Origin of the sequence: Jeotgalibacillus proteolyticus (genome assembly GCF_002926065.1) — a bacterium.
Classification (GTDB): domain Bacteria; phylum Bacillota; class Bacilli; order Bacillales; family Jeotgalibacillaceae; genus Jeotgalibacillus; species Jeotgalibacillus proteolyticus.
In genome coordinates this window covers 624,468-635,242 of sequence record NZ_PREZ01000002.1, presented here as the reverse complement: position 1 = coordinate 635,242, position 10,775 = coordinate 624,468, and the positions used below count along the sequence as shown (strand labels likewise).

The window sequence follows — 10,775 nt, the reverse complement described above, 5'->3', positions numbered from 1 at the left end:
GCTGGCTAGAGCGTACGGTTCATACCCGTGAGGTCGGGGGTTCGATCCCCTCTGCCGCCACCAAAAAGGACCTTTAGCTCAGCTGGTTAGAGCAGACGGCTCATAACCGTCCGGTCGCAGGTTCGAGTCCTGCAAGGTCCACCATTCTCATTTCTTTCGGAGGTATACCCAAGTTCGGCTGAAGGGATCGGTCTTGAAAACCGACAGGGGAGTCAAATCCCGCGGGGGTTCGAATCCCTCTACCTCCTCCATTTCTTTAATCAGAAAGTTAGTATCTGAAGCTTAAACAATTATTTCTTCAGGCTTATATAAGCCGCATCGACGCGGGGTGGAGCAGTTCGGTAGCTCGTCGGGCTCATAACCCGAAGGTCGCAGGTTCAAATCCTGCCCCCGCAATTACCAAGGTCCCGTGGTGTAGCGGTTAACATGCCTGCCTGTCACGCAGGAGATCGCCGGTTCGATCCCGGTCGGGACCGCCATCTTTTAGATTGAATCTTTAGTAAATGCAGCAGGCATAGATAAGATTCAACCCTATCAGAACAGCTTATAAAGGCTTTGTAGCTCAGTTGGTAGAGCAATGGACTGAAAATCCATGTGTCGGCGGTTCGATTCCGNGATAAGATTCAACCCTATCAGAACAGCTTATAAAGGCTTTGTAGCTCAGTTGGTAGAGCAATGGACTGAAAATCCATGTGTCGGCGGTTCGATTCCGTCCAAAGCCACCTTTTATTTGAATAATATGGCGGTTGTGGCGAAGTGGTTAACGCACCTGATTGTGGTTCAGGCATTCGTGGGTTCGATTCCCATCAGTCGCCCCATTTTTTCTTAATTTAATAACCTTTGCGGGTGTAGTTTAGTGGTAAAACCTCAGCCTTCCAAGCTGATGTCGTGAGTTCGATTCTCATCACCCGCTCCAAGGGGCCTATAGCTCAGCTGGTTAGAGCGCACGCCTGATAAGCGTGAGGTCGGTGGTTCGAGTCCACTTAGGCCCACCATTCCACAGTAGCTCAGTGGTAGAGCTATCGGCTGTTAACCGATCGGTCGTAGGTTCGAGTCCTACCTGTGGAGCCATATTTATGGGGAAGTACTCAAGTGGCTGAAGAGGCGCCCCTGCTAAGGGTGTAGGTCGCGTAAGCGGCGCGAGGGTTCAAATCCCTCCTTCTCCGCTCTTTTGGCCCGTTGGTCAAGCGGTTAAGACACCGCCCTTTCACGGCGGTAACACGGGTTCGAATCCCGTACGGGTCATCCTTAAAACGTTCCTTTTAATAAAGGAGCGTTTTTTTATTTCACTGAAAAAGGGAATAAAATTAAAAAAAGCTCAGGAATTTCCTGAGCTTTTTTGTGTTTATTTATTAGGATAAATTTTTCTTTCTTTTCCATCCATATCATTAGCCACTTCTTCATCTTCTTCGATGGATTCATCTCCATCTTCATCACTTTCATACATATCATCGTAACTTTCTTCACCTGCTGCCATGTCACTTGGGGTTTCTGATGTTCCATAGCGTGCCACTTCGCTGAAGCTGTCCTGGTAATCACGCACATCTTCATCCTCACCATCTACAGGGTGGGCTGTAGAAGGGGATAAGACCTGCTCCTCACTCGGTCTGCTTAAAGGATCGGAAGGCTGTTCGTTTGCATGCTCTACTACAGTAAGAGCTGTCGGCATGGCTTCAAGCCGTTCGATGGGTATTTCTTTTCCTGAAACAGCACAGATGCCATAGGTTCCTTCTTCAATCGCTTTCAAAGCAGCATCGATTTTTTCCATTTCATTCTCTGAATGCTCATCAATAGCTAGGTCCATTTCTCTGTCAAATAGTTCCGTAGCAGTATCGGCAGGGTGGTTATCATATTGTGATAATTCCGTAGAATTTTCTTCAATATCTGTATCTCTTGAGGTAAGTTCCTCTTTTCGTTTCAATAGCTTGCTTTTAAATTTATCTAATTGTTCATTTGATAGCATTTGTATCACTCCTTAGGATATTTACAGCTGATAAGAGTAGTTTATCCCCCTCACAGGAAATGAAACATTTTAACGCCCATACAAAAAAGACCCGTTATCCATTAAACGGGTCTTTTTTATGTTATGTCAGAGTACTATTAGGGTTTAAACAAAATAACCAATCAGGAGTCCAATCGATAATAGAAAGCCGAAGATGGTATTGGTCTGAGCAGTTGCTTTCATAGCCGGCATCATTTGAATTGGCATAGTTTTACCAATAAAGCCGTTAGTCGCCTTGACGGCTTTAGGAATACTTAAAAAGCTAATAAAGAGCCAGGGTGATACGATTCCCATTAGTACAAGAGCAACAACGGACCCGTATGCTACTGCAAACATAGAAGCTAGAAAATAAATTGCATTTTTACGTCCAAGTAAGATCGCAATTGTTTTTCTGCCGTTTTCCTTGTCACCGTCAAGGTCGCGAATATTATTAGCCAGCAGAATGGCACCAACTAAGATCGATACCGGTATTGACACAAGCATAACGACATTGTTTATTGCACCGGTTTGAATAAAAAATGAAATTAAGATAATAACAAATCCCATAAAAAAGCCGGCAGTGATTTCACCGAAAGGAGTATAGGCAATTGGCATAGGACCGCCTGTATAGAAGTATGCAGCTGCCATGCAAATCAGTCCGATGACTGCGATCCACCATGAACTGTTCATGCAAATATAAATACCGAGCAGCAGGGCAATTCCAAACAGGGTAAATGCGAGACGGATTACCGTTTCCGGTTTTACACCATTACGGACAATCGCACCGCCAATTCCAACTGAGTTCTCATTGTCCAGACCTCTTTTAAAATCATAGTACTCATTAATCATATTAGTAGCAGCTTGAATAAGAATGCTTGCAAGCAGCATCGCTAAAAATAATGGCCAATGCAGTGATGACGTGTACTCAAGCGCGAGCACTGTACCAAGTAAAACAGGCACAAATGCAGCAGTTAATGTATGGGGGCGTGTAAGCTGCCACCAAATTTGAAAGCCGTGATCCCGTTCAGGCTGTGTATTCATAATCGTTCTCTCCTTAAAAAATGTTAACGAATTGTGACATAGCAATCCATAATAAAGTGTAGAAAATCCCTGCACAGATGTCAATGTAAATTTCCGGATTTCGACAAAAGAAGTTCTCTCTTATTATACTGTATTTTCTGCCCGAAGAAATGAAGACTGCTCAGGGTGTAAACACATGGTATTTAGCATACAAATTAGGGACGATTTATAAAGGCGTTTCGTTGACATCATTGTAAAAACAGGTGTATCTTTAAAGGAGTGAGATTGGATCGTAACAGTGATTTTGGAGGGGAACATGGTGAGAATTTTACAACATTCACATGGATTTGCAGGATTTGAACGTGCATTAGAGCAAGCCCGTCAATCCAAGCGGGAAGTGCTATTTAGCCAGGTGACACCGGTAGACCCGGTAGACCCCCTTCAATTTTATGAAGCGGGTTATCAGCTTTATCAGGGTGAGCGCTCTTTTTGGCAGGATAAAAGCGGGGAATTAACGCTTGTTGGCATTGGAAATGCTCAAACCTTTACTTCAAATAAACGCAATGATCGTTTTATTGATATAAAAAATCAGTGGCAGGAATTCTTATCTTCTGCCGTTCAGGTAGGGGAGAAAAAATTAGGGACAGGTCCGATTTTGGTTGGAGGTTTCTCATTTGATCCCCGTCAGGAGGCCGAGCTTGAATGGACAAACTTCTCAGACGCCTATTTTCAGCTGCCGGCATTTATGTTTTCGGTTGATTCAGACGGTCAATGCTTTCTGACTACAAATATTGTTTGTACTGAATTTGATGAATTAGCTAAGATATGGGACCGCATGCAGGAAGAAAAAGAAAAGCTCCTCGGTTTTGCAGAAGGCCAAATGAAGGACGTTAAAGTGGTTCAGGTAACGGAGATTGAACCTGAGGAATGGAAGCAAAGCCTTTCATCTGTAGTAGAACGATTAAAAAATGGGGAAATGGAAAAAGTAGTGCTTGCACGAAAAATTCTGGTTGATTTTGATGGCAGAAAGAGATCAGAAACTGTTCTTGAACGACTGAGGGATGACCAGGCTGACAGCTTTCTATTTTCTCTGGAAGTACTCGATAGCTGTTTTATTGGGGCTACACCTGAGCGATTAGTTAAGAAGTCGGGGGATTCCATTTTATCCACTTGTCTAGCAGGCTCTATTGGCAGGGGGGCTACTCTTGAAGAAGATCAGCTTTTAAGTGATACGCTGCTGAAGGATGATAAAAACCTGCATGAGCATGAGCTAGTGGTCAACATGATCTCTGAAAACCTTCGGGCACTTTGTCAGAAGGTTGAAATGCCAAGTGAACCAACTTTAATGAAGATAAGAGATATACAGCATTTATACACTCCTGTAACAGGAACCGCAAAAAAAGATATGTCAGTAGTCGATTTTGTTAACCGGCTGCATCCCACTCCTGCGCTTGGAGGAACGCCGACGCATCTAGCGATGGATGTTATTCAGGAGGAAGAAAAAATGAACAGGGGATTTTACGCAGCACCTGTTGGCTGGATGGATGCAGAAGGCAATGGGGAATTTGCGGTTGCCATCCGTTCAGGGCTGCTTCATGATCAGCATGCGTATTTATACGCCGGCTGCGGTGTTGTGAAGGATTCAAATGCTGAAAGTGAGTATCAGGAGACGCTGATTAAATTCCGTCCAATGCTGCGAGCAGTAGGAGGAACAATGCAATGAATCATCAGGAAATTTTAACGAATTATGTATCTGCATTTATTCAGCAGCTTATTAATGGAGGGGTGACCAAGGCCGTGATAAGTCCCGGCTCCAGGTCTACTCCTCTCGCTTATTTATTGGAGGATCATCCGCTGATTGATTGCCACGTTAATGTGGACGAGCGATCGGCTGCTTTTTATGCGCTCGGGATGGCTAAAGCAAGCGGGCGTCCTGTTGTTTTGGTGTGCACCTCGGGAACCGCGGCAGCAAATTACTTCCCTGCAGTCGTAGAGGCACACTATGCTAGAGTTCCGCTACTGGTATTAACAGCGGATCGGCCGCATGAGCTGCGTGAGGTTGGCGCTCCTCAGGCAATCGATCAGCTTCACTTATTCGGCCGGCATGTTAAATGGTTTGCTGATATGGCTCTCCCGGAAGAAAGTCCTGCAGTTTTAAAGCATGTAACGAGAACAGCTGCACGAGCGGCTGCAAAGACCCTTGAGGCTCCAATGGGTCCTGTGCATTTAAATTTTCCTTTCAGGGAGCCGCTGTCACCAATTTTGGGGCAGTGGAGCATGGATGCTGTCCCGCAAACTATTTCTCATTTTAAAGGGAATAAAGAACTTCCGGACTCAGCTGCGGTCTCTTTGTCGAAAAAAGTGAATGAAATCTCAAGAGGGATCATCATTGTGGGTCCCATGAGTAATGATAGAGGAAATGAGGCGATTTTAAAATTCGCTAAAGCTTCCGGCTTCCCGGTATTAGCAGATCCGCTGAGTCATTTAAGGAAAGAGCTTTCTAAAGAGGATTTGCTGATTGAAGGCTATGATGCATTTTTAAAAGGTGAAGATGCAAAAGCGAAGCTGCAGCCGGATTTAATTATTCGTTTTGGCGGCATGCCGGTTTCAAAGCCGCTCCTTCAATTTTTATCCCCGCTCACAGAAGCTTCACATTGGCTGATTGACCAGGGAACAGACTGGCGTGATCCGTTATCATCTGTCACAGATTATATTGACAGTGAAGAAGTCTCGTTTGTTGAAGGCTTGCTGCCGTTTCTCAAAGAGAAGGAAAATCAGGATTGGACAGAGTCGTGGAAAAGGGTGAATCAGGCAGCCATTGAACAAATTGCTCAGCACATCCAGGAAGAAAAGGATGAGGGGGCAGTTGTAGGACAACTCCTTCAAGCACTACCGGAAAACAGCCATGTGGTGGTTGGAAACAGTATGCCAATCAGAGATGTTGATACCTTTTTGACCCGTTCAGCAAGCCCGTTAACTGTATGGGCTAACCGGGGAGCTAACGGCATTGACGGAGTCGTATCAACCGCTCTTGGTATAGCTGTAGAAACCAAAGACCCCGTTTACTTGCTGATTGGTGATCTTTCGATGTTCCATGATATGAATGGACTGCTGGTTTCAAAGCAGTATCCGGTTAATCTTCATATCATTGTTATTAATAATAATGGAGGCGGAATCTTTTCTTTTCTGCCGCAGGCTCAGGAACCGAAGCATTTCGAAACGCTGTTTGGGACCCCGCCAGCACTTGATTTTACTCATGCAGCAAAGCTTTACTCACTGGATTATCAAAAAATAGAATCCGTGGAGGGCGTTACCGCAGGCATTCAATCACTTCATGATCAGCAAGGTGTTACGATGACAGAAATACTCACAAATCGAGAAGAAAATGTAAGAGTACACCGTGAGCTTTGGAAAAAAGTGCAGAATGCCGTCTCCGGAGTTTTATCATGAAATTAGATATAAGGGGAGCCAGCTATCACCTTGAAAGCAAAGGGAAGGGAGAGCCCATTTTATTTTTGCATGGCTTTACAGGCAGCGGGGAAACCTGGAAGGAAGCAGTGAAAGGGCTTGAAGAGGAAGCAAGTATCATATTACTCGATCTTCCCGGCCATGGAAAAACCGTTCTGCCGGAAATGCCGAGCCGTTATTCAATGGAAGAAGCCTGCAGGGATCTTGCTAAAATTCTTGATTCTCTAAAACTTGAAAAGGTTAATGTCGTCGGATATTCAATGGGAGGGCGTGCAGCCCTATCTTTTGCCTGTCTATACCCAAATAGAGTGAATAAGCTGGTGCTTGAAAGCGCGTCGCCTGGATTAGATCAAATGGCAGATCGTGAAGCAAGAAAACAGCAGGACGATAAGTTAGCGGATTTTATTGAAGCTGAGGGAATGAAAGCATTTGTTGACAAATGGGAGTCGATTCCTCTATTTGCCTCGCAGCGGACACTTCCGGCCCCTCTTCAAAACGAAATTCGAAAGCAGCGTCTGCAGAATAAACCGAATGAATTAGCCCAAAGCCTCCGGGAGATGGGTACAGGCTCTCAGCCTTCATGGTGGTATAGGCTTTCAACCCTTTCAAATGAAACCCTCCTTTTAGTAGGAGAGGAAGACAAAAAGTTTTGTATTATCGCTGAGAATATGGAAAAAAAGCTTCCAAACGCAAAAAAAATCATTTTTTCAGGTGCAGGGCATGCAATTCATGTGGAACAACCAAAAAAGTTTGGTACAATAATAAAGGAGTTTTTATTAAAAGGTCAGATATAAACTGGCCAATTACATATTAAGGAGGTTTCTTCTCATGACTCGAGAGTGGGTACAGGAACGAAACTATGAAGATATTTTGTATGAAACTTATAATGGCATTGCCAAAATCTCCATCAACCGTCCGGAAAAGCGCAATGCATTCCGTCCAAAAACGGTTATGGAATTAATTAATGCTTTTGCTTATGCACGTGATGATTCAAGCATCGGTGTGATCGTGCTTGCAGGTGTCGGCGAAAAAGCATTTTGCTCAGGCGGCGACCAAAGCGTTCGCGGTCACGGAGGCTACGTTGGTGAAGACGAGATCCCGCGCTTAAATGTTCTTGATTTGCAGCGTTTGATCCGTGTAATTCCTAAGCCGGTTATTGCAATGGTTTCAGGTTATGCGATCGGTGGTGGCCATGTGCTGCATGTAGTTTGTGACCTGACAATTGCAGCTGACAATGCTATTTTCGGTCAAACAGGACCTAATGTCGGTTCGTTTGATGCAGGCTATGGCTCAGGGTATTTAGCTCGTATCATCGGGCATAAGAAAGCAAGAGAGATCTGGTTCCTATGCCGTCAGTACGACGCGAAGGAAGCGCTTGATATGGGTCTTGTAAATACGGTTGTTCCTTTAGATCAGCTTGAAGATGAAACCGTGAAATGGTGCGAGGAAATGCTTGAGAAGAGCCCAACCGCCCTCCGTTTCATCAAAGCAGCAATGAATGCAGATACAGATGGACTCGCTGGTCTTCAGCAATTCGCCGGAGATGCAACACTTCTGTATTACACAACTGATGAAGCAAAAGAAGGACGCGATGCCTTTAAAGAAAAACGCAAGCCTGATTTCGGTCAGTTCCCGCGTTTTCCTTAATACTGATTGGACAAGCCTGTGGGGAAACTCACGGGCTCTTTTTAACGCTCATGCACTTTAAAAGGAGGTTACTTCCATGCACCCAGCTAATAATTGGCTGTCAAAGCGCGCTTTACTTTCACCTTCCCGTACTGCCTTGATCTGGAAGGACCAAACATGGACCTTTGCTGAGTTAAACAAAGAGGCGGCACAGACTGCAAAGCGACTCCGCTCACTGAAGCTAAATGAAAAACCGATTGCCCTTATGATCAAAAATACCGGGAAGGCAGTGGTAATGATTCATGCCATTCAAAAGCTCGGGGTTCCAGCTGTACTGATCAACAACCGATTGGCAATAGAGGAGTGGACGTATCAGCTGTCAGATTGTGAAGCTCAGCTTTTTATTGTGGAAGACTCATTTTTAAATAAAGTAAAACTTGCTGAGATTTCTTTAAAGACGGTTTCCTTATCGGAGCTTGATAAACTGCCTCAAGCAGAGGAAGACATGCCGGTTAGAAGTGATATTTGTTCAATCATGTATACATCGGGAACCACAGGAAAACCTAAAGGCGTTTTGCAAACGTATGGAAACCATTTTGCAAGCGCAGTTGGCTCTGCTTTAAACCTTGGACTTCACAGCGATGATGTCTGGCTTTGTGCTGTTCCGATTTTCCATATCAGCGGCTATTCAATATTAATGAGGAGTGCTATATACGGCAATACAGTCAGACTGTATGAGAATTTTGACGAGCTGGAGATTGACCGTGACTTAAAAGCAGGCAAAGGGACCATGATCTCAGTCGTTACAGCGATGCTTACAAGACTCCTTAAAATAAGAGGAAATAAATCCTATCATGAACAGTTTCGCTGTATGCTGCTTGGTGGCGGGCCTGCGCCAGTTCATATGGTCGAGGAATGCTTTAATGCAGGCATTCCCATTTTTCAAACCTACGGCATGACAGAAACCTCCTCCCAGTTTGCTACGCTAGCACCTGAAGACAGTAGAAGAAAGATTGGGTCATCAGGCAAGCCGTTATTTATGAATGAATTAATGATCGTCGAGGAAGAAAATGAAGTCTGCAAGCCCGGAGAAAGCGGTGAAATTCTTGTAAAAGGACCAAATGTGACAAAAGGCTACCTCAATCGTCCACAAGCAAACGCGGAAGCATTTCAGGCAGGCTGGTTTCACACGGGGGATATAGGCTATTTGGATGAGGAAGGTTTTTTATATGTATTAGACCGGCGTTCGGATTTAATTATTTCAGGCGGGGAAAATGTTTACCCGGCTCAAATTGAATCTGTTTTAAGCTCGCATTCTAAAGTCTCGGAAGCTGCAGTCATTGGGCGAAAGGATAAAAAATGGGGAGAGGTCCCTGTAGCCTTCGTAGTGAAAGCAGATCCGCATTTATTGGCGGATGATCTGATTGCCCATTGTCAGGACCGGCTGGCTGCTTTTAAGGTCCCAAGTGAAATTTACTGGATCGATGAGCTTCCGAGAAACGCTTCTAATAAACTGCTGAGACGGGAGCTGAAGAAAAAGGCGGGGAACGATTCATGAGGATAGTTAGAATTGAGCTGCATGTGATCGAAATGGCGCTAAAAACCCCCTTTGTTACTAGTCTTGGAACAGTCAGAAACCGAAGCGGAATCATTATCGAAGCGACAGATGAAAATGGTGTAACGGGATACGGAGAAGCGGTCGCTTTTTCAACTCCCTGGTACACAGAAGAAACGACCCAAACCTGCTTTCATCTACTGAAGGATATTCTTGCTCCCTTAGTAATCAATCATCAGTTTACTCGGCCTGAGGAACTGCATAAGCGTATGGCTGAAATCAGGAAAAACCCAATGGCTAAAGCTGCTATCGATATGGCGGTATGGGATCTATATGCGAAAACGCTCAATAAGCCGCTTCATTTAGTAATTGGCGGAACAAGGAAAACGGTGCTTGCCGGGATCTCAATAGGGGCTTCTACCGTTGAGCAGCTGCTAGAGCAAACTAACGCAGCATTAAAGGATGGCTACAGCCGTATAAAAATAAAGATTGCCCCTGGAAGAGATCTGGACCGAATCCGTGCTATAAGAGAGGCTTTTCCGGAGCTCTCAGTATTGGCTGACGCTAATTCAGCCTATATTGATCATGAAAAAGAATTATCAGCTCTTGATGACTATGGCCTGCAAATGATTGAGCAGCCGCTTAGCCAGGATGATTTTATCGATCATGCGGGTCTACAGAAACGCTTAAAAACGCCTATATGTCTTGATGAAAGTATTACTTCTTTTCATTCAGCTAAAACTGCGGTTGAGTTAAAAAGCTGTCGTGTAATCAATCTTAAAATAGGAAGAGTAGGCGGTCTTACGGAAGCCATTAAAATCCATGATTTGTGCCTGGAGCATGGGATACAAGTATGGTGTGGAGGAATGCTTGAATTTGGCATCTCACGTGCTCATAATGTGGCTTTAGCAACGCTCGAGGGATTTACTATTCCGGGAGATATATCTTCATCTGAACGCTACTGGGAGGAGGATATTACGCTTCCCGATGTAAAGGTGAAGGATGGAGTCATTACACCTTTTAAGGGTCCTGGAATTGGCGTATCCCTTAATCGGAAAAGACTTGAACAGGTGCGTAAACACTATGAATTGCTGGAATAAAAACTGCCGGTCTCCTGGGAGACCG

General features: G+C 44.7%; 8 protein-coding genes and 12 tRNA genes. 18 read left to right on the top strand and 2 right to left on the bottom strand.

Annotation, left to right across the window (positions count from 1 at the left end; all coding sequences use genetic code 11):
• Window positions 1–67: 67 nt before the first annotated feature.
• The 12 genes from C4B60_RS06890 (at window position 68) to C4B60_RS06840 (ending at window position 1,245) form a co-directional block, all read left to right on the top strand.
• Window positions 68–144 (top strand) — tRNA-Ile (locus C4B60_RS06890).
• Between the two features lie 14 nt (window positions 145–158).
• Window positions 159–251 (top strand) — tRNA-Ser (locus C4B60_RS06885).
• Between the two features lie 71 nt (window positions 252–322).
• Window positions 323–396: transfer RNA gene (locus tag C4B60_RS06880), tRNA-Met, on the top strand.
• 7 nt (window positions 397–403) lie between these two features.
• Window positions 404–479: transfer RNA gene (locus C4B60_RS06875), tRNA-Asp, on the top strand.
• Window positions 480–559: 80 nt separating this feature from the next.
• Window positions 560–617 (top strand) — tRNA-Phe (locus C4B60_RS21375).
• Window positions 618–649: 32 nt separating this feature from the next.
• Window positions 650–722: transfer RNA gene (locus tag C4B60_RS06870), tRNA-Phe, on the top strand.
• Window positions 723–742: 20 nt separating this feature from the next.
• A tRNA-His gene (locus tag C4B60_RS06865) sits at window positions 743–818 on the top strand.
• A gap of 24 nt (window positions 819–842) precedes the next feature.
• Window positions 843–916: transfer RNA gene (locus C4B60_RS06860), tRNA-Gly, on the top strand.
• Between the two features lie 2 nt (window positions 917–918).
• A tRNA-Ile gene (locus tag C4B60_RS06855) sits at window positions 919–995 on the top strand.
• A gap of 1 nt (window position 996) precedes the next feature.
• A tRNA-Asn gene (locus tag C4B60_RS06850) sits at window positions 997–1,071 on the top strand.
• Between the two features lie 7 nt (window positions 1,072–1,078).
• Window positions 1,079–1,166: transfer RNA gene (locus C4B60_RS06845), tRNA-Ser, on the top strand.
• Between the two features lie 7 nt (window positions 1,167–1,173).
• Window positions 1,174–1,245: transfer RNA gene (locus C4B60_RS06840), tRNA-Glu, on the top strand.
• 100 nt (window positions 1,246–1,345) lie between these two features.
• Here the strand turns inward: C4B60_RS06840 and C4B60_RS06835 are convergent.
• Window positions 1,346–1,963, bottom strand: a complete 618-nt coding sequence (locus C4B60_RS06835) for a TraR/DksA C4-type zinc finger protein (RefSeq protein ID WP_104057245.1) — start codon at window positions 1,961–1,963, stop codon at window positions 1,346–1,348.
• Window positions 1,964–2,107: 144 nt separating this feature from the next.
• A complete protein-coding gene (locus tag C4B60_RS06830) occupies window positions 2,108–3,022 on the bottom strand; it encodes a 1,4-dihydroxy-2-naphthoate polyprenyltransferase (protein WP_104057244.1) in 915 nt (304 codons plus the stop codon).
• Between the two features lie 298 nt (window positions 3,023–3,320).
• On the opposite strand from C4B60_RS06830, the gene C4B60_RS06825 reads away from it, so the two are divergent.
• The 6 genes from C4B60_RS06825 (at window position 3,321) to menC (ending at window position 10,750) form a co-directional block, all read left to right on the top strand.
• The gene (locus C4B60_RS06825) at window positions 3,321–4,724 is read left to right on the top strand and encodes an isochorismate synthase (protein WP_245153893.1); all 1,404 of its coding nucleotides are present in this window, start codon (window positions 3,321–3,323) and stop codon (window positions 4,722–4,724) included.
• Complete coding sequence (gene menD / locus C4B60_RS06820; RefSeq protein WP_104057242.1) at window positions 4,721–6,451, top strand: 2-succinyl-5-enolpyruvyl-6-hydroxy-3-cyclohexene-1-carboxylic-acid synthase; 1,731 nt, start codon at window positions 4,721–4,723, stop codon at window positions 6,449–6,451. The genes C4B60_RS06825 and menD overlap by 4 nt, the downstream gene beginning before the upstream one ends.
• A complete protein-coding gene (menH, locus tag C4B60_RS06815; protein WP_104057241.1) occupies window positions 6,448–7,263 on the top strand; it encodes a 2-succinyl-6-hydroxy-2,4-cyclohexadiene-1-carboxylate synthase in 816 nt (271 codons plus the stop codon). Before menD ends, menH begins: the two co-directional genes overlap by 4 nt.
• A 34-nt stretch (window positions 7,264–7,297) precedes the next feature.
• Entirely contained in the window at window positions 7,298–8,116 is an 819-nt protein-coding gene (gene menB / locus C4B60_RS06810; protein WP_104057240.1) for a 1,4-dihydroxy-2-naphthoyl-CoA synthase, read from the top strand.
• Between the two features lie 76 nt (window positions 8,117–8,192).
• The gene (locus tag C4B60_RS06805; protein WP_104057239.1) at window positions 8,193–9,653 is read left to right on the top strand and encodes an o-succinylbenzoate--CoA ligase; all 1,461 of its coding nucleotides are present in this window, start codon (window positions 8,193–8,195) and stop codon (window positions 9,651–9,653) included.
• Window positions 9,650–10,750, top strand: a complete 1,101-nt coding sequence (gene menC, locus C4B60_RS06800) for an o-succinylbenzoate synthase (protein ID WP_104057238.1) — start codon at window positions 9,650–9,652, stop codon at window positions 10,748–10,750. The genes C4B60_RS06805 and menC overlap by 4 nt, the downstream gene beginning before the upstream one ends.
• The last annotated feature ends 25 nt before the right edge of the window (window positions 10,751–10,775 follow it).

Coding starts and splice junctions, on each gene's coding strand:
- C4B60_RS06835 (WP_104057245.1), bottom strand. CDS start 1,963: ATGCTATCAAATGAACAATTAGATAAATTTAAAAGCAAGCTATTGAAA.
- C4B60_RS06830 (WP_104057244.1), bottom strand. CDS start 3,022: ATGAATACACAGCCTGAACGGGATCACGGCTTTCAAATTTGGTGGCAG.
- menD (WP_104057242.1), top strand. CDS start 4,721: ATGAATCATCAGGAAATTTTAACGAATTATGTATCTGCATTTATTCAG.
- menH (WP_104057241.1), top strand. CDS start 6,448: ATGAAATTAGATATAAGGGGAGCCAGCTATCACCTTGAAAGCAAAGGG.
- menB (WP_104057240.1), top strand. CDS start 7,298: ATGACTCGAGAGTGGGTACAGGAACGAAACTATGAAGATATTTTGTAT.
- C4B60_RS06805 (WP_104057239.1), top strand. CDS start 8,193: ATGCACCCAGCTAATAATTGGCTGTCAAAGCGCGCTTTACTTTCACCT.
- menC (WP_104057238.1), top strand. CDS start 9,650: ATGAGGATAGTTAGAATTGAGCTGCATGTGATCGAAATGGCGCTAAAA.